Source organism: Anaerobacillus alkalidiazotrophicus (assembly GCF_001866055.1).
Window position 1 is genome coordinate 839,038 of sequence record NZ_MLQS01000001.1, and the last position, 18,667, is coordinate 857,704.

13 protein-coding genes, 3 pseudogenes and 1 riboswitch are annotated in these 18,667 nt (G+C 32.3%); of the genes and pseudogenes, 6 read left to right on the forward strand and 10 right to left on the reverse strand.

The window, feature by feature from the left end; genetic code table 11:
• Nucleotides 1-19 precede the first annotated feature (19 nt).
• Genes BKP45_RS04020 through BKP45_RS04030 form a run of 3 tightly spaced genes read right to left on the reverse strand, consistent with a single transcriptional unit; the run spans nt 20 to nt 2,310 of the window.
• On the reverse strand, nt 20-754 hold the full coding sequence (locus BKP45_RS04020; protein ID WP_071388450.1) for an amino acid ABC transporter ATP-binding protein: 735 nt from the start codon (nt 752-754) through the stop codon (nt 20-22).
• Complete coding sequence (locus tag BKP45_RS04025) at nt 751-1,473, reverse strand: amino acid ABC transporter permease (RefSeq protein ID WP_071388451.1); 723 nt, start codon at nt 1,471-1,473, stop codon at nt 751-753. Before BKP45_RS04025 ends, BKP45_RS04020 begins: the two co-directional genes overlap by 4 nt.
• Before the next feature lie 21 nt (nt 1,474-1,494).
• Nucleotides 1,495-2,310, reverse strand: a complete 816-nt coding sequence (locus tag BKP45_RS04030) for a transporter substrate-binding domain-containing protein (RefSeq protein ID WP_071388452.1) — start codon at nt 2,308-2,310, stop codon at nt 1,495-1,497.
• A 351-nt stretch (nt 2,311-2,661) separates the two neighbouring features.
• Nucleotides 2,662-2,765: riboswitch (SAM riboswitch) on the reverse strand.
• Nucleotides 2,766-3,112: 347 nt separating this feature from the next.
• Between BKP45_RS04030 and BKP45_RS04035 the strand changes: the two are divergent.
• Together BKP45_RS04035 and BKP45_RS21410 are read left to right on the forward strand one after the other, a co-directional pair.
• Nucleotides 3,113-4,012 (forward strand): annotated as a pseudogene (locus BKP45_RS04035) (transposase); the annotation flags it as partial.
• Between the two features lie 46 nt (nt 4,013-4,058).
• Nucleotides 4,059-4,217: pseudogene (locus tag BKP45_RS21410) on the forward strand (winged helix-turn-helix transcriptional regulator); the annotation flags it as partial.
• A 320-nt stretch (nt 4,218-4,537) separates the two neighbouring features.
• On the opposite strand, the gene BKP45_RS04040 reads toward BKP45_RS21410, so the two are convergent.
• Together BKP45_RS04040 and BKP45_RS04050 are read right to left on the reverse strand one after the other, a co-directional pair.
• Entirely contained in the window at nt 4,538-5,032 is a 495-nt protein-coding gene (locus tag BKP45_RS04040) for a DUF5131 family protein (RefSeq protein WP_245747380.1), read from the reverse strand.
• Nucleotides 5,033-5,160: 128 nt separating this feature from the next.
• Nucleotides 5,161-5,658, reverse strand: coding sequence for a MarR family transcriptional regulator (locus BKP45_RS04050; protein ID WP_245747381.1), 498 nt, complete (start codon nt 5,656-5,658; stop codon nt 5,161-5,163).
• A gap of 473 nt (nt 5,659-6,131) precedes the next feature.
• On the opposite strand from BKP45_RS04050, the pseudogene BKP45_RS04055 reads away from it, so the two are divergent.
• The 3 genes and pseudogenes from BKP45_RS04055 to BKP45_RS04065 form a co-directional block, all read left to right on the forward strand.
• Nucleotides 6,132-6,995, forward strand: a pseudogene (locus BKP45_RS04055) (IS1380 family transposase); the annotation flags it as partial.
• A 354-nt stretch (nt 6,996-7,349) separates the two neighbouring features.
• Nucleotides 7,350-8,465: an IS4 family transposase gene (locus BKP45_RS04060; protein ID WP_071388455.1), complete on the forward strand. Its 1,116-nt coding sequence runs from the start codon at nt 7,350-7,352 to the stop codon at nt 8,463-8,465.
• 548 nt (nt 8,466-9,013) lie between these two features.
• Nucleotides 9,014-11,041, forward strand: a complete 2,028-nt coding sequence (locus tag BKP45_RS04065) for a methyl-accepting chemotaxis protein (RefSeq protein WP_071388456.1) — start codon at nt 9,014-9,016, stop codon at nt 11,039-11,041.
• 365 nt (nt 11,042-11,406) lie between these two features.
• Here BKP45_RS04065 and BKP45_RS04070 read toward each other — a convergent pair whose 3' ends face one another.
• The 5 genes from BKP45_RS04070 to BKP45_RS22365 form a co-directional block, all read right to left on the reverse strand.
• Nucleotides 11,407-12,828: a restriction endonuclease subunit S gene (locus tag BKP45_RS04070; RefSeq protein WP_071388457.1), complete on the reverse strand. Its 1,422-nt coding sequence runs from the start codon at nt 12,826-12,828 to the stop codon at nt 11,407-11,409.
• Entirely contained in the window at nt 12,819-15,575 is a 2,757-nt protein-coding gene (locus BKP45_RS21415; RefSeq protein ID WP_084787591.1) for a restriction endonuclease subunit M, read from the reverse strand. Before BKP45_RS21415 ends, BKP45_RS04070 begins: the two co-directional genes overlap by 10 nt.
• 183 nt (nt 15,576-15,758) lie before the next feature.
• Nucleotides 15,759-16,316, reverse strand: coding sequence for a recombinase family protein (locus BKP45_RS04080; RefSeq protein WP_071388458.1), 558 nt, complete (start codon nt 16,314-16,316; stop codon nt 15,759-15,761).
• A gap of 454 nt (nt 16,317-16,770) precedes the next feature.
• The gene (locus BKP45_RS04085) at nt 16,771-17,688 is read right to left on the reverse strand and encodes a phage/plasmid replication domain-containing protein (RefSeq protein ID WP_071388459.1); all 918 of its coding nucleotides are present in this window, start codon (nt 17,686-17,688) and stop codon (nt 16,771-16,773) included.
• 103 nt (nt 17,689-17,791) lie between these two features.
• Nucleotides 17,792-17,932, reverse strand: a complete 141-nt coding sequence (locus tag BKP45_RS22365; protein WP_169824052.1) for a hypothetical protein — start codon at nt 17,930-17,932, stop codon at nt 17,792-17,794.
• Between the two features lie 132 nt (nt 17,933-18,064).
• Here BKP45_RS22365 and BKP45_RS04090 point away from each other — a divergent pair, with 132 nt between their 5' ends.
• The gene (locus BKP45_RS04090) at nt 18,065-18,667 is read left to right on the forward strand and encodes a helix-turn-helix domain-containing protein (RefSeq protein WP_071388460.1); all 603 of its coding nucleotides are present in this window, start codon (nt 18,065-18,067) and stop codon (nt 18,665-18,667) included.

Below are 18,667 nucleotides of genomic sequence, written 5' to 3' on the forward strand. Positions count from 1 at the left end.
TAATCACTCTACTACTATACTACCTAATTGCCTTACTTATAAATTGCTTAGTTCTTTCAACGCTCGGATTGTTAAAAATTTGTTCCGCAGTCCCTTCTTCAACAATAATCCCATTTTCCATAAAGACAATGCGGTCAGAAATCTCACGTGCAAAATTAAGCTCGTGTGTGACAATCAACATGGTATTCCCTTCATTTGCCACATTTTTAATAACTGTTAAAACTTCATCAACTAACTCTGGATCAAGAGAGGAAGTCGGTTCATCAAATAATAAAACTTCAGGATTGAGAGCAAGTGCTCGAGCAATACCTACCCTTTGTTGTTGTCCCCCAGAAAGCTGTACTGGATAATGACTCAACCTTTCTTTCAAGCCAACCTTCTCAAGAATATCTATACTTACATTTTTAGCATCAACCGGATTCATCTGCTTAACACTCGTCAAACCAATCATTACATTTTGTAACACAGTTAAATTTTTAAATAAATTATACTGTTGAAATACCATTCCTGTTGATGTTCTTAAAGAAAGAATATCTGCCTTACTTGCTGATTCAATATCTATTCTTTTTCCATTTATTTCAACAATTCCACTCGTCGGATGCTCTAAGAAATTTATACAACGTAATAACGTTGATTTCCCTGAACCACTCGGTCCTAAAATAGAGACAACCTCCCCTTTATTAACCGAAAGATTAATCCCTTTTAACACATGCTGTTGATCAAAATATTTATGGATATTCTCCAGTCTAATCATGAGGCAACCCCTCTTTCATATCTTCGGGCACGCTTCTCTATTTTAACAAGTAATCTCTCAACTATAATACAAACTATCCAATAAATAATAGAAACAGCAATATAGACTTCAAAAAAGACTAGTCCTCGTGAACCGAGAATTTTCGCTTGTCCCATAATATCAATAACCCCAATAATAAATACTAGTGACGTGTCTTTTATCGTACTTATAAACATATTTCCTAAATTAGGTATTGCTACTGCTAAAGCCTGTGGGAAGATAATTTTAAGCATCATTTGTGTTGGGCTCATCCCTATAGCTTTAGCTGCTTCAAACTGACCTCGATCAACAGATTCAATGGCTGATCTTATCGTTTCGGATAAATAAGCACCTAAATTAATAGAGAAGGCTAATAACGCATAAATTTCCGGTGCAATTACGTTAACATCTAAACTTAAAAGCCAACCTTTTTCATATTGGAAATAGTAGATCACTTTTGGTATTCCATAAAACACAAGATAGATTTGTACTAACAAAGGTGTTCCTCTAATAAAAGATACATAACAAGAAGAAATCGTTTTTAATACCGGGACTTGATATATTTTTATAAGTGCTGTAGCGAGTCCAATAAGTAAGCCCAAAACCATTGCACCTACGGCAATTCCAACTGTCATAGGTAAGCGCTGAATAATAACAGGAAAGCTTTCTATTAAAAAACCAATATCTAATAATTTCTCCATTTCGTATTCCCTTCTTCAACCTTATTCAGGGATATAGTCTCCGCCAGTCCACTTTATTGAAAGTTCAGATAATGTACCATCTTCTTTAAGTTCTTTTAGAATTGGATCAATGAGTGCCTTTAACTCCTCACCATGCTCGTCATCCCTAAATACGATTCCCATATTATCAAGAACTATAGGCTGTCCTACAACTTGTAAATCTAAATCAAATTTTTCTAAAACCGCATTAATCATAATAGGATCATTTACATAAGCATCGATACGACCCGTTTGTACATCTTGTAAAATTTCAGAAGGGTTACCACTTTCGCTATATCTTAAAATAATTTCATTATCGACTTTTTTATTATGTTCTTCTAGTAATAATGTATAAGAATCCCCAGCTAAAGCCCCAACGGTTTTACCTTCTAAATCTTCTAAAGTAAGAATATCCGTTCGATCTGATTTCACTACAATAACTGTTTCAGCTGCAAAATAAGACTCGTCCGTAAATAAATACTTCTCCTCACGTTCTGGTGTTTTTGCTATTTGGTCTGCAATAGCTTGAATTTTATTTGATTCTAGTGCAAGAAACATACTATCCCAAGGGATTGCAACAAATTTAAATGTATACCCATCTAACCTTTTATCAATTTCATTCACAACATCAATATCATATCCTACGAGTTCATTGTTCTCATCAGCAAAAGCAAAAGGAGGATAATCATTTTGTGTTCCTACTAGAATTACTTGATTGTCAGTTACACTAGTTGCTTCCTTTGACGAACAACCATTTAATATTCCAATTACACCTAATAGTAAAAATATGGATACAAGTGAGTGATATTTTCTTTTCATTTTTTAAAGCTCCTTTTTTTATATAAAGTAATAAATCAATTTAAAGTTAAAAAAAGCAATACTATATTTATATTTTTCCAAATAGATAGAAGCGAAGTCCCATGTTATTTTGAATAATATATAAATTCAGGGATTACTAGATATTAAACCGCTTCTATTATCATCTGGTTCTTAAATACCAATCCTCTCTTTTTTAACGCTGATTACAGTAATCTATAAAGATTCTAGTTTATTTAGATTTCCCACCCCTACCAATCTGTGAAGATATTACCCTATACTTTACCTCCTCTGTCTTAATCTCCCTTTATATACAAAAAAGCCCCCTTCAATCAGAAAGAGGCTTTAATCTAACCCTTATCTCTCAGAATGAAACACTCTGCAGGAATTAGCACCTTTCATAAAATGATGGTTGCTGGACGTCATCGGGCCTATCCCTCAGTCTCTCTTGATAAGCTATTTAATTTTTGACATATAAAGATATTATTTTACATTAAGTCTAATGTCAAATATATTTTTCTAATTTTATACAAAATGTTTTATACACAAGTGGAAATTATATACAAAATACAGCGTTTAAATTCACTTTCATAGGCTTTTTTAAAATAAGAAAACATTTTGCAATGACTACTTTCTATCCCCTTTTGCCAAAGTATTTACTATTAAATTTATATCATTAAATGAATTTCATTAATCTGAGCCCAAGTGTCCCAACGTTTTCAAAGCATAAAAAAAGGAGTACCTCCCCAAATGTCGAATCAAGTAAGTGTCTAGCAAATTAATTCGAATCGGGAGGAAGCTCCTTATGTCTATTGTACGACAAGAGAGCCTTTTTAGCATGCAAATTATATTTGATTTAGAACCTACCCATCGTTACGATGAGATTTTTTCAGCGATTGACATCCATCCTATCCTTACTAATGTGGCGAAAAGATCTAATTTAGGTAGACCTGTAGAGCTAAATTACCCAGCAATGGTTCAAGCACTAGTAGTTAGAATTGTCGAGAGAATTCCTGAAATTCAACTCCTAGTAGAACGATTAAATACAGATCTAAAGTTTAAAATTGATTGTGGCTTTTTGGTCTCTGACCCTGTTCCTTCAGAAGCTTCTTTTTCAAGAATGATTACGAAAATTAAAGAGACAACGATTCTTGAGGACATCAACTCTCAAATCATTCTTCATGCGATCAATGAAGAATTTATTACCGATGTCAATGTCGCTATCGACTCTGGTCACTTTGAATCGAGAGATCAAGCCCCTTCGAAAAAAGAAGAAAAACCAAAGGATCCACCAAAGAAGCGTGGACGTAAATCAAAAGCAGAACGTGAACAATGGTTAAAAGAGAAAGAAGATGAGGAAGCCTCTTTATCTATTTTCGAAAAGAAAATTGAAGATCAGCTAGATCGTCCCTACGATGAACTTCATGATCAAATGCCACTTTACCCTACATGGGGTGTAAAGAAAAATAGTGAAGGGAAAAACGTGTTTTGGTATGGATATAAATGCGATTTCGCTGTTGAAACTAAAACTCAATTCATCCTTCATTCGATGATTTCCACTGGTAGCCTAAACGATGGAAAAGCAGCTATACCTTTATTAAAAGGGATAGAAAATAAATTTCCGACACTTAGCTTGATCTTTGCACTGATGGATGCAGGTTATGATTATGATGCCATTTACGAACAAGTCCATCGTATGAAACAATAATAGTTTAATATCAATTTTATAAGTACGCAGCGTACACTCACTCAAAAGCGATGGGCTGATTAATCGACAAGTGTATTCTGAAATTCCACCAAAGGTAGAGTACTCACTATCAGAGACCGGAAAGAGCCTTCATTCTATACTTCTCCAACTAGAGAATTGGGGCTTGAACTATATCGCAAGTAACCAAAATAATGATAGGTAGTAACAACTACGTGCCGGAATCCTAACTTTACCACCATAATGGGTAATAGTGGACGCCAGGAGCAACTAATTCGCATGAGCTAAAACCTTTAATACGCTTTCCCTAATCCAAAATAAGAAACACACTTAAATTATGAGCCTGTTTCTTATTTGTTTTATGTTTTCAAGATAATGTGAATACGCTTATCCATGTTATCAATCATTTTTTGAATTCCTTTTAATATTCTAGCATCATACCGACCGTTGAAAGACTTTTGCCAGCTCATCATCTTTTGCGATATATAACTACCCTATAACATTAACTCTCTTTATCTAGTTCCATTAACGAAAGCCTTTCGGTAATTCTTGAAGCATATTTTCTTCTCCTACGATATCAAGAAGGGATTCCTTCATAAAAACAGGAACATTTTTTACCTTCGCCTGTCGAGCAATATTTATAATCCATTCTTTCTCAGCAGTAATTTCCCCTTTACGGTTACCAGTTTCTGTACCAATTACCACCCAACCAATTCCATCCAAATCAAGGCTTCCAAGTTCACCAAACAGCGGTTCAAATGTAATAAAATAATTATTTTCCTTGATATTTTCACGCATGGCTGCAATTCTACTCTTTTCACGTTCAGTAGTAACCGTTATTCCTATCCATACTTGATTAAGGTCGGTTTCAAACTGTATGTATTCTGGGCGTTTGGTCAAGAACAGAAAAACATGCTGCGGGTTTTCACTTATTTTATCAAAAACGCTTGTCCGCCACTCCTCTTCCCAATCGGAAAAATCACTCATACTCGTCATTAAATAAGTATTGCTTAGTACCAATTTTTTTCAACCGTTCTTTCATAAACTGCGGAATAGAGAAATCAGGTGTTATCTTAAAACGATTGTTAATTTTTCGTGCATAGCAATAACTACAGCCTATCGTACATCCATTCACGGGATTCAGAGTTTTAATTAGTTTTCCTATATTTAACGTCTCCATAGTTGCAACCTTCTTCTCTTTCATTTAAGTTTTTTAATATCCTCACCAAATAATTTTCAAACTGTGATATTTCATCGTCACCGAGACCTTGATAGTAGATTTCACTCATTTTTAATGAAACTTCATCAAAGTCTGTTTTAAGTGAATAAGCTTTTTCGGTTAATACAATCAAAACTTTTCGTCTGTCTGCTTTGTCAAAAGTTCGATTGACAAGCCCTGCTGCCTCCATTCGGTCAAGCATACTGGTAAGTGTCGTTGTCGCCAACCCAGTTTTTTTAGATAATTCCTTGATAGGAATAGAATCTGCTTGCCATAGTATATATAAAATCCTTCCTTGAGGACCGTTAAATTCATCTATATTTTTTTCAGCAAGTATTTTTTCAAAAATTCTCCCTCCAATCTGCTTAATTTGCGAGATTAAAAATCCACCTTGTGTGTTATCTATCAAAGTCAACATTCCTTCCATATAAGATAATACTATATAGTACTATCTTAGTAAAAATTATGAAGTGCAATATTTTCAATTCGTTGCCTAAACTCTTTAGTTCTCCTATTCTTTTTTTATTTTAACCTCATTTACCTTTATCTCTTTTTGAAACTTCTTTAATACTTTGCATTCCTCATTAGTTATTGCAAGTCCTAATTCAAAATAATCATTAAAATATTGGAATATATATTCCCACAAACAATGTAAACGCAATCATAAATTATCCCTGAAATATTCATAGAAAATTAATGTTGGCCTACTTTAGCCTATTTAATAAGCTTTTTGACGCAATGATTATGCATCAAATAAATGAAAAAAGAACCCATTTCTGATAAGTTAAAAGTGCGAACCAATAACCATAAGAAAGGATTCTTATAATGGCTACTTTACCGCAATTAACACTTGATTTCAATCGTAAAATTAAATTATCCAATCATGGAGGAGAACTTTCTTCAGATACCTATGGAAACCAAGAGGCTGTGGCTTTCTATACTCATTATGGTACCGTCGTTTTTCATCCATTAGTTGCCTTTGACGGAGTAACAGACGATTCTCTTAAAGCAAAGCTACGCCCTGGAAATGTTTATACTTCAAATGGTGTCGTGGATTTTATTCAACCACTCATTGAACATTACAATGAAAAGTTCCCAGAGACAACACCATTTCTTCGTGGTGATAGTGGGTTTGCTGTCCCAGCTTTGTATGATTTGTGCGAGAAAGAAAGCGTCTATTACGTTATTCGGCTGAAGTCAAATGCGAATCTGCAACGGATCGCAGATGAACTACACCCCTCGTCTGTCATTTCCGATGTTTCAAAGGCGGAAATTTATTACGACAAAACCATCTATCAAGCTAATACTTGATCGAAGCCTAGAAAAGTCATTATCAAGTCAGTACGTCCAGCTGGTGAATTACTGGATACTCATTCCTTCTTTGTGACAAATTTAGGTGATGCCTTTTCTCCTAAAGCGATCGTTCTTAGTTATCAAAAAAGAGGAACGATGGAGAACTACATCAAGGAAGCCAAGATTAGATGCGGTTTTGATAAAAAGAATAGCCATTCTTACCAAGTAAACGAAGTGAAAATGATGTTGAGTTTATTGGCGTATAACTTAACGAATTGGCTACGTAAGCTTTGTTTTCCTGAAGAACAAAAGACGATGCAAATTGACACTATACGTACACGAATTATTAAAGTTGCCAGTAAATTAGTAAAGTCAGGACGATCCTTGTACTTTAAGCTCGCTTCAAGTTTCGTGTATCAGGAATTCTTTTGGAGAGTATTTCAGCGAGTTCAGAAGCTACAATTAGAGTGAACGAAAACTACCCAGGATCCCTATTTTAAAAATCTATATTAGAACAAGGGGGTAGTCTGCCCAAAAATCAACATTCCTCATATATTTATTGTCAAACCGTTTTTAGCAGTATCAAAATTACGAAAATATGTCCCGAGCGATGAGGAAGATGTTTGATTATAGTTTGGTTCATGATTCAACTAGGAAATATGAATAATTCAGGTACAAATATACCCACTAGCGTTGCATTAATTAATTTTAATTATTAAAAACATTCATAATATTCAAAAAGTTATTTAAAGCAAAGAAAAAGTCCTTTATAATGGATAGGTCAGGTGGTAATCCCGTCCAAATCCAATAAAAAGGACAAATCCCATGGATAAGATTACACGAAAAACTTCATTTGGACAATGGTTTTCACCAATAAATATGAAATTATTTAACGAACAGGTGAAAACAAAGAAATTAGATTACTATACGAAGAAATTAACGACGGATTCACTTTTGAAATTACTACTTTTTGCGCAATTACAAGAAGTAGAAAGCCTTCACGCATTAGGGGACTCTCTGTTTGATCAAGAACTTCAAAAAGGAATTGACCTAGAAGCGATAAGCGTTTCCCAGCTATCCCGAAGAATAAATAAGCTAAATCCAGATTTATTTCAACGACTTTTTCTTGATTTAGTAGGACAAATCCATGCCAAGACACATTCCGCAAAACTTGTGATGCCACTGAAAATCATTGTTTCTAGTACATTGCCGCTCAATTTAACCAACCATAGATGGGCTAAGTTCCGTAAGACGAAAGCAGGCGTAAAGCTGCATTTACGCCTTGTATTTATGGAAAAAGGAGAATCCTATCCTGAAAAGGCTGTGATCACAACGGCAAAGGAACACGATCGTGGTCAACTTGAAGTCATGGTCGATGACAAAGAATGCATGTATGTGTTTGACCGTGGTTATCTGGATTACGAACGTTTTGATCGAATGACTGATGAAGGATACTTCTTTCTTTCCAGATTACGCAAAAACGCTGTTGTACGAGAAGTTTACAACTTTCAAATACAAGATGACTCGACCGTTTTATCGGACCAAATGGTCTTAATTGGTACAACGCAGAATCGGGCTGAGAATTACTTCCGTCTTATCAAGGTAATGGATTCAAAGGGCAATGAACTTCATCTAATTACCAATCGCTTTGATTTGAGTGCAGAAGAAATATCTGAGATGTATAAATCTCGTTGGGCAATTGAACTGTTTTTCAAATGGGTAAAACAGCATCTCAATATTAAGAAGTTCTATGGTCAAAGCGAATGGGCGATCCAAAACCAAGTATTTATCGCACTGATTGTGTTTTGCCTACATGTTCTCGTACAAATGGAAACAAAGAGCAAGCGAAAAACACTGCAGATTAGCCGTTATTTAAGGGCTGCTTTATGGAAGCCAGCATATATCTGGCTTAGAAAAATTGAAGGAAAAGCCGTCCCATAGTGAGCTAACAGTCGCTGTCACCTTAGTCTAATTGTAAATAAATCCCAAATGGATGGAACCACCTTTAGTTGGGTATTTCCTTTTTTGGCTCTGAGCAGTGATAATTATTAATCTGAATATTCTAACAACATTTATGCAACAGTAGTGAAATATACCATATAACATATTGATAACAAAGGAACCCCATTGGTCTTGAGGAATATTCCCAACCCATTGGTACGCTCCTTTTATTTTACCATAAAATAAGAACGTATGTTTTGAAGTTGATGAACCTGTAAGGAATACTTACAGGTTCATTTTTTCATTTGTTAGTTAACCTCCATACGCATTTAAACGATTTTGGAACCGGTTTTTCGTCAATCAACTATTTGTCCAGTCTTCCAATTAGCAAGGTGGAGTTAGATAGATATGGAAATGCACAAATGAACATAAAGATGATATAATTAAAGCCTTGATTGAACTCTCTAAATATTTTAATTTATCTCTTGTTGCAGAAGGTGTTGAAGATGAAATCATGTTTTCCAAGCTTAAAAATGGGAGGGATAATGATGAAAAAAGAAAGAAAAAAAGGATCAATTAGGACAAAAATTCTATTGTATCCGCTGGTAGCAGTATTTATTGGTATTTTAATAATTGGTATTTTCTCTACTTATTTTACACGAGAAAGCTTATTAAAAGAAATGGAATTGCAAGGCTTACTCACATCGGAAAGAATGATCAATCGTATATCGGATAATGCTTTAGCATTAGATTCGATTAATGATATGCTTGAAGACAAGATTCGATCTGCTGCTCGAACCGTCATCAACAATGAAGCTAATTTAAGCGACAGTTTCTTGAATGAAGTTATGAAAAATGTGGGGGTAAATGAAGTCTATTGGTATTCACCAGAAGGTGTTATTATTTATTCAACTGTACCAAGTTATGTGGGATGGACTGTGCCTGATGGTCATCCTTTAAATGCTCTGATTAAAGGTGCAGATGAATTGATGGAAGAAGTACGAAAAGATTCGGAAGCAGATAGTTATTTAAAATATGGATCTGTAAGAAATAGAAGCGGGAATTTTGTACAAGTTGGTATTTCTGCAGATATTGTAAATGAATTGACAGCAAAGTTTTCATACCAGAGCTTGGTAGAACAATTGGCTACTGATGAAGCTATAGTATATGCAGTAGTAATGAATAAAGAGGCGGCGATTATAGCAAGTGATAGCCTAGAAGATATAGGAGAACAAATGGATGATATCGGAAGTATAACCGCTGCAATACATGGTGAAGCTTATACATCTGAGTATTATGCAGATTGGATTGATGAAGTGGTTTTCGATGTGGTATATCCAATGATATTAGATGGAGAACATATCGGTGCAATCAATATTGGTTATTCTATGGCAAGTGTTCGACAAGCAATTAGGCAAAATATCATTATAGTCACTGGCATTGGATTAATTGTATTTGTTACGTTAGGGGCATTGCTCTATTTCTTTTCCCATCAAATAATTGTGGTTATAAAAAAGTTGAAAGAAAAACTTAATCATATGTCAAAAGGGGATTTTAGCGTTGAAATTGAAGAGAGTTTGATTAGAAAAAATGATGAACTCGGTGAAATCTCTGAAGGTATAAGAATCATGAAAAACTCAGTTTCTGAGATGGTAAACGAAATCATGGAAAAATCAGAACAAGTGGCCGCATCTTCAGAAGAACTTACTGCGACGTCGGATCAAACAGCGACTGCTTCTGAAGAAGTGTCTAAGACCATTGAAGAGATAGCAAGAGGCGCAAGTGACCAAGCGAAAGATACGGAAAATACGGCTCATAACATTGAAGCGCTTGGGAAGTTACTGGAAGACAATGCTCAGTTTATGATAGAACTCAATGGCGCATCTAAAAAAATAGATTCACAAAAGGATGAAGGTTTTAAGATCTTAAAAGAGCTAATTAGTAAAACTGACAGTGTCAATGCATCGGCTAATAATGTTTATGAGATTATTATAAGTAACGATAAAAGTGCAGAGAAAATTGAAAATGCTAGTGCAATGATTCAAAGTATAGCCGATCAAACCAATTTATTAGCTCTAAATGCGGCAATTGAAGCTGCAAGGTCAGGTGAAGCTGGCCGTGGATTTGCTGTTGTTGCCGATGAAATTAGAAAGCTTGCTGAAGATTCTACCCGCTTTACACAAGATATAAAGATTGTGATTGAAGAATTGAAATCAAAATCTCAATTAGCTGTAAGTACCATGAATGATGTGAAAGGGATTGTTAATGATCAAAGTGAAAGTGTAAAACTTACTGAAATGAAGTTTGAAGGTATATCTGAAGCGTCAGAGCTGGTTAGGGATTCTGTAATAAAACTTAATCAATCAGCGGAGTTGATGAATAAAAACAAAAATAGTATTATTGATCTTGTCCAAAATCTAGCAGCAATATCAGAAGAAAACGCAGCTGGAACGGAGGAGCTCTCTGCATCTATGGAAGAACAATCAGCAACGATTATGGAAATTGCAAACTCGGGTGAAGGCTTATCTAATATTGCAGAAGAATTAAGAAGGCTAATTGAAAGGTTTAAAATTTAAAACGAAAATATAAAAAAACAACTTTGCCTATGGTGGTGGAGTTGTTTTTTTATAATCAAAAATTAGAAAGGTAGGTACATTTTACGCTTTATGAAATCCGTAGAATGAAATTTTGGAGATATTTACAAGGGAATTTTCTCTATCGTGAATTAGATCATTCAGAGGGAAATTCCCTTTCAAATTATGATTCAAAAGACAAAATGACTCCTTATCTTCAAATTTTTTTGCCTCTATTTGTGATACGGTTCAGCGAATATCATCTAAGAACATAGCTTACTTTGAACAAAAAGTCTTCGTTTGTATATAATTTTTATTTAATTACTAGAAATATCCCTTCAAAAATTGAAGGGATATTTGCCTTTACTTTATTCTTTTTCACTTGTTAAAAAGTTATTTATTATTTGAATAATACTTTCCTTTTTAATCGATACCCTCTCGAAAATTTCACTTTTTTCTTTTAACTTTATTTCTATTTTTGCAACAATAGCATCTTGAGTTTTTTTGGGTGGCAATGGCATATAGAAGTTATATAACTCATCCGATGATATTTTTACCATAGATTGATTTTTCCCTTTTGAAGCATATTTAAAATAAGTTCTGCCAATAGTAGAGTTAAAAACATATGCAACATATTTGGGATTAATATATTCTTCGTCAAACTTTATTTTAATCATTAAATCGGGATATATTAATTCTTTAGGTGGTTCATCATTCACAATTCCTGCTAACGCTACTAAATCAATTGTATTACCTCTACTAACGTAAAAGTCACCTTTTTGAACAAAATCAATAGTCTTTTTGTTCTTGGGAGTATATTTCAGCTTATTAAAGTGTATTGTATTATCTCTAATTGCATCAATCCCTAATACTGGTTTACCTTCAGGGTTACCGTCACAAGCTGGAGACCATCCATTTCTTGTACTTATGATATATTTTCCCAACTTTTCGATATGTGTTACTCCCTCATAAAGAATTTTTTGTGCTGATTGAAGGTTACTCCACATATAGCTAAATCTAAGATTTTGATTTCGTTTTAATAACTTACTAATACTATTATTTGTATATGATTGTTTCTTTCTTTCGTTTTCATCCTCAATTTTGACTTTTAACTCTTCTGATAAAACTAAGTCTAAAATTTCTTTATTGCCTTTAATATCTGCTTCAGTCTTTTTAACCTCAATATTTGCCTCATTAATTTTTTCTAAAAGTTTCTTTTGTTTCTCTAAGGAGATATCTGGTATTTCCAATTCGAATAAATCATCAATTGCTAAAAATGAGTAACCAGCACTTTTATATACTTTTTCAAACAAATTAATTAATATAAACTTTAATACATATGCAAAAAATTCCTTATAATATAACTCTTCTTTTATACGTAACGCAATATTATTTTGATTAAGGAGCATTTTTACATCTTCCTGAACAACAATAACTTTACCGATACTACCAACAAGAGAAACTACAACATCTCCTTTTTTTACAATAAATTTATTATACTTCTTATTTTCAAAATAACTTGTTGGTAAAAAAGTTATGTCATTAAAATTTATAGACAAGTCATCATTAAAGTCTACTCCCTTAAGGGCGTATACGTCACCAGTGTCCTTAAAATCTTTACCCTTAAATGCAAATCCTTTGTAGTAATCTTTTATTACATCTTTAATTTTTAGACTCTTTTTAAAGCTAAACTTAAAACTTTTTTCATAATTAATATATTTAATATCACTACGTAGGAGCTTATGAATGGAAAAGTCCTTAAAACTATGTTCAAAAACTTTTACTCCCATATTTTTGCTCCTCTCATAAAGTCTAAAATTTTACTTTTCTCACTTTCTCTAATTAAAACATCACCTGATTTATATACGTACAGCATTCCATTTTCCTCAAACTCATTTAACAACTCACTGTCAGTTCTATCAGTATATTGCCTTTTTAGATAACCATCTTTATCGTAGTATTTTGATGTAAACTTGGCTATTTTATTACGTTGTACTTCCTCTTCTTTTAGTTCATCTTCCAGTTTTTGAGTTACACTTTTTATTTTTTCAATTTTTCTTTCCAATCTTTCTTTAGCATTTTTATCACTGGTTTCAAGTTTGTTCTCTTCAAGCTTTAAAAAGTTCATTTTATTATTTACAATTGCCTCTTTTTTCTTTGCTATTGCCTTATCATACTCACTTAATATACCCTCAACATCTAGTTGGTTAGGAGCTTTTTCTACATCGTAAAGGTCATTAGGCATTATTAAATATTGAGCTTTTGTTTTTTTATAGCCTACATTATCTGCCTCTGCCATAAAGATACTATAATCTTGCTTCTCAGAAACCTCACCAAACACCCACCATACATTTACATAACCAAAATAATCAACCATATCGTTATCAATTTTGGAGATTGTATCTATTTCGCTACTGTATTTAATTAGTATGTCTTTAATCCCTGCTTCTTCTTCATTAACATAGTCTTTTAAATATCTCTTTAAGTTGGTTATTATAGTTTCCTCGCTATGGTCTTTAATAGATGGGTATTTATCTTTCTTTTCTCCCTCAATAAAAACTTTCCTATAATTTTCCACCCTAGTTTTCAATAAACTCCACTCATTTGAATATTTATTCCATAATTTATTCCACTCTTCTAATTGACTTTTCGACTTCTTTGAAGCAAAAAGAAGGCTCGTTTTTGTAGAAGTATAATCCTCGAAAGTAAGAGTTGGTAGGCTTACAACTGCTCTAACATTGAAGTATTTAAAAATAAATAATCTTATATATTTATTTTCTGCTGTATCAAAAATACTTTCTGGTAAAACAACTCCAAGTCTTCCTTTTTCTTTTAATAACTGATACCATCTTTCAATAAATAAATTTTCAGAGTTTTTCTTATCTCCAAATAAAAAATCACTTTTCAAATGACGCTTAGTTTCTTTAGCTAAATCTACATTGAATGGAGGATTAGAAATTATGACATCATACTGTTCATTTACATCCCTACCGTGATAATATTTGTCTTCATTTTTGTATTCCTTTAGGATATTTATTCCATTTCTATTTGTATAATATCTAAAAGGTAATAGTCCATCTTTAATAAAGATATTTGTATTTCCATCACCATGAAGTATCATATTAACTTTTATTGCAGTTCCTAAATTAAAATTATGTTCGATACCATAAAGATAATCTTTTGCCCATGTATTCTCCTTATAATCAGGCATTAGTTCTCTTAATTTATCTCTTACATCTTCATTGGTATTGAGTTCTTTTTTTCTCTTATATTTTATTGTTTTAGTAATCATTTTCATAGCTTCGATTAGAAATGTTCCCGAACCTGCTGATGGATCGATAATGTATGGTAATGAACGGTTTTTATTTAACATATCAATCGATAAATTATCTAACTCCAAACCATATAATAAAAATTGGACAATGTTATGTGGTGTAAAAAATTGTCCTTCAGTTTGTTTAAAACCTCTTCTAATAATTCCTTCAAAGAAATTACCCAAAATGTCGGTTCCATCATTCATATTTGATAATGACTCTGTAAATGAATATTTCTCCAATTGTTGTACAGTAAAAGCCAAATTCGAAAATGAGAACTTTTCCTCAGTTATAACATTGGACTTTTTCGCTTTTCTCTCTTCTATATTTAACCTTTGCACCAATGCTCTTCTATATAATTCATTAACCCTTTTAAAGACACTTTCTGGGTTCTCCTGTTCTGTATCATCGGGGTTTTCCTCAGATGAATATTGAAGCACTTGAAAAAGGTATTGTTCACCATCATTTCTTTCTTTCTCATCTTGTATTTTTGCTAATATAATATTAACAAGAGAAGAGAAAATCTCATTATCATCCGTTCCACCACCACCCCATAATACATTATGTAGGGTTTCTCTTATTCCATCTAGTTCAAATAAACTAATATTTTTATATAAATCCTTTTTACCGTTTTTTACATATGGTTCTTTTAAAGCTTTTTCATACCTTGCAGGGAGTTTATCAGATGATGAAGGTTCATTGGCATCCTTCCAATCTTTATATGTTGGATACTTTTCTTTATCTATTATTACTACTTCATCTACAAGCTCACCATTTCTCTCTACAACAGTATAGTAAACAAGATATTTAATAGGTTTTTCCTCATTGTTAGCAACTAAATATAACTGTTTCTCAATTGCTTCTTCTTTTTCAATCTCATATTTAGATGGACTTTTTACTTCTATAAAGAAAAATATATTTTCATCCTTATCTTTAAGGAGAATGTCAATTCTTGGTTTATTATCTTTTTTTCTTCCTGCTGATTTGTACTCTCTTTCAAATTCAATAAGCTCAGGTCTATAATTTAACTCATTTACTAATTTCGAGGTCAAATAAGCTCTAACGAACTCTTCATTCTCACTATTTTCAGGGAGTGTTTCTATTTTTCTAAACCTTTGCATAATCCTCTCGTCATAGTTAATAAGTCTCTCTGATTCAAAAATTTCAACAACATCTTCTTCAACCTTATCTAAATAATCAAGTATTAACTGACTCCAACTCATTTTTTATTAACCCCCTATATATAATGATTATTTTTATGTAATAAGAATTTTAAGCAGATTAGACAAATTTGGACAAATACTTCCCATCTTTAACTTTAGAATAACTCCCTCTTATTTGCAATTAATTTCGAAATAAATGGAATAAAAAAACATCCACTCTTTAGTGAATGCTCCTTGCCTTACTTATTTACTTACTCTCTTTCTAATCTCTCTATATAGAGTTGCTTTTGAAACACTTGTAATTTCTTCTATTTCCTTTACTGTATACTGTTCTGTGTCATATAGCTTTATTGCCTTCTCCACCTGCCTGTTATCCTTCTTAGGTCTACCACCTTTACGCCCTCTTGCTCTAGCACTCTCTAGACCTGCTCTTGTACGTTCCGATATTAAATCCCGTTCCATTTCAGATAAAACAGCTAACATTTTAAACATTGCCTTACCAACTGCTGTTGTTGTGTCTATGCTATCTCTAATGCTTACTAATTCAATTCCTCTTTCTTGGAGTTCTTCTGATAGTTCAATTAACCTCTTTGTAGAACGACCAAGTCTGTCCAATTTATAGACAACTAAAACATCTCCTTCTCTTGCGTACTCGATTAATTGGTTAAGTTGAAGTCTATCATCTTTCATTCCACTCATTTTTTCTTGATATATCTTTTCACATCCAGCTTTCTCTAAAGCGTCCAATTGTAAATCTAATGATTGCTCCTGTGTACTTACCCTTGCATATCCTATCTTCATATGTACCACCTTTAAATATCAATTTGTTACTTGCATTGTATCAAAAATGATAATTAAAGTAAATAAAGATACATTGTTTTTGATACGACTTTTGAAACTTACTTTAGTCCATATTCATATATTTTCTTTATTTGTTTCGTATTGTTTCAAAAACATTCGTTTTTGAAACAATAAAAAACAAAAAATCCCCTTAATTAAGAGGATTTCAATTAATTTTATGTTTGGAATTTAATTTAGATTGTGGGGTTGGTAGTGCTTATAGGTTATTAATGTTGGACTTTGCTTCCGATGGTAGAAATGCACCCCTATAATTATCCTTACGTTGTCATACGTAAAACTATGTTAATTGAGGGGAAGACCTTTGTGTTCATACGTGGAATATATTTAACAAGGTTCTGTGGGTGTAACACTAGTTTGTGTTATATGTTTCATAAAATCTAACTTTTATGTACTTCTATTTCTCCAGCGTTATGTAAAGCTGTTGTTGCTTAGTGCTTTGTTGTTTTATGTTTTTATTATACTCGGCTATTAATTCTTTTCTGTTTCTAATTGTACCATTTTTATAGTAATTTTTTTCCAATATTGTTTTTTCTCCAACTATTTCAACAAGTCTATTAAAACCTAATACTTTTTCTATATCGGCTACTTTCATTTTGTCTAAAGCTTTAAGTAAATCATTATCCTCGTGTTCCTCTTGACATTTAAGTAATTCATTTATTTTAAACTTCACGACTATGTATGTAAAAAATGCGTTAGTTATTAAATCGACTGCTTTTCTATCAATTGAATACTCTCTTAAATGATAAATAGCTGGTCTTATTTCTAGTCTTAATATTCCCTTTGCTTGTTCTATTATATTTAGTGGCTCTTTTTTGTTAATACATTCTTTTTCTTTATCGTAAAAACAGATTGAGCTACTTTTATTTTTAAAAATAACTGTTTCATTTTCGTTATATGTTATTTTTGTCCTTTTAGATAAATTCTTTTTATTAATTTCAGATATGTATGCTCCCACATTATCGACTTTAAAATTATATGATATGTCTAAACGCTTCACTTTCCATTGCTCTATATTAACGTCGATATTGAAGTGTTCCTTTAGTGTCGTATGTAACTTAATCCAAAATTCACTAATATCTATCTCCGTTAGCATTTCAGTATTCGTACCATAAACCATTTTTGGAATAGATAATTGCATTTCAAGTATTTTTTTTTGCAAATTGTATTTATAATTTATCCTCTCTTTTAAAAAAGAATATTTACTTATGAAACTTCCATCATCATTATCTAAATATGTAAATGGAATTATTCCTTCTAATTGGTTTGGGTTTATGTCTATGTCATAAGCTACTAATGTTACCGTATCAAACATTCCTACTTTCCTCCTAACTTTTAATATTTTGAAGTCTTTTTACATGTGTTACTAGAAACAAAGCACATTCATGCTACCTATCCGATTGAAATCATGCTACTTTTCATGCTGTTTTTATACTGATTTCTTCTTCTAATCCTTTATTTTCTTCTATTAATGTATCAAGAAGAATTAAGGAAAGCTTTTCTATAAAAAGATTCAACGAGTTATCGTCATTTACAAATTTTTTAATTTCTTTTTCCATTTTCATTCCCTCCTTTCAAAATTAATTGTAGCATACTCATGCTACCTTTGTCAATATTTTATGCTACTTTATGTTGACTTATATGCTACTAAATGCTATAATTTAATTATCTTACAAAAGGAGTGCTTAAAAATGAGTGGAATTAATTTCGGTAGTGAATTAAAAAAAATAAGAAAATCAGCAGGTATCTCATCTAAGGTGCTATCACAAAAAGTAAATAAGGCTGTTACTTATGTATCTCAATTAGAAAGGGGATTAATTAAGAAACCTGATTTTCATACTTGTTTACAAATATTATTAGAACTTGGCTTTAATGAAAATGAAGCCAAAAAGACACTTAATTATTTTGATATTAAATCATCCGAACAAGAAAAAGCTGAGTTAGAAGGGATTATTAAACAAGCAGAAAGCAGTTATGAAGAAGAAATCCTAAAGTATAAAACAGGCTTTTACAGTAATAAAATAGAGAAAATATCGAATAAAAATGAGGAAGTTATTGCCCAACTTAGGAAGAACTTAGATTTATTTGTATTACATGACCTCTCAAGAGCCGATAAAGTGCTATCTAATCTGATTTCTATCTTCGAAAATGAGGAGAAATTTGATTTCTTTTGTTCTGTATTTGAAAATAACTTCTCTAACTTATCTCAAACGGAAAAAGCAAATTTAGTTTCTATGATTACAAACTATGTTAGAAAGGCAAATACAGAAAGGATTTTAAATTTAGATGAATGA

What these genes read in the sequence shown, in the direction of transcription:
- BKP45_RS04020 (WP_071388450.1), bottom strand. Translation starts at nt 754, where the DNA reads ATGATTAGACTGGAGAATATCCATAAATATTTTGATCAACAGCATGTG.
- BKP45_RS04025 (WP_071388451.1), bottom strand. Translation starts at nt 1,473, where the DNA reads ATGGAGAAATTATTAGATATTGGTTTTTTAATAGAAAGCTTTCCTGTT.
- BKP45_RS04030 (WP_071388452.1), bottom strand. Translation starts at nt 2,310, where the DNA reads ATGAAAAGAAAATATCACTCACTTGTATCCATATTTTTACTATTAGGT.
- BKP45_RS04050 (WP_245747381.1), bottom strand. Translation starts at nt 5,658, where the DNA reads ATGGAAGGAATGTTGACTTTGATAGATAACACACAAGGTGGATTTTTA.
- BKP45_RS04060 (WP_071388455.1), top strand. Translation starts at nt 7,350, where the DNA reads ATGGATAAGATTACACGAAAAACTTCATTTGGACAATGGTTTTCACCA.
- BKP45_RS04065 (WP_071388456.1), top strand. Translation starts at nt 9,014, where the DNA reads ATGAAAAAAGAAAGAAAAAAAGGATCAATTAGGACAAAAATTCTATTG.
- BKP45_RS04070 (WP_071388457.1), bottom strand. Translation starts at nt 12,828, where the DNA reads ATGGGAGTAAAAGTTTTTGAACATAGTTTTAAGGACTTTTCCATTCAT.
- BKP45_RS21415 (WP_084787591.1), bottom strand. Translation starts at nt 15,575, where the DNA reads ATGAGTTGGAGTCAGTTAATACTTGATTATTTAGATAAGGTTGAAGAA.
- BKP45_RS04080 (WP_071388458.1), bottom strand. Translation starts at nt 16,316, where the DNA reads ATGAAGATAGGATATGCAAGGGTAAGTACACAGGAGCAATCATTAGAT.
- BKP45_RS04085 (WP_071388459.1), bottom strand. Translation starts at nt 17,688, where the DNA reads ATGTTTGATACGGTAACATTAGTAGCTTATGACATAGACATAAACCCA.
- BKP45_RS22365 (WP_169824052.1), bottom strand. Translation starts at nt 17,932, where the DNA reads ATGGAAAAAGAAATTAAAAAATTTGTAAATGACGATAACTCGTTGAAT.
- BKP45_RS04090 (WP_071388460.1), top strand. Translation starts at nt 18,065, where the DNA reads ATGAGTGGAATTAATTTCGGTAGTGAATTAAAAAAAATAAGAAAATCA.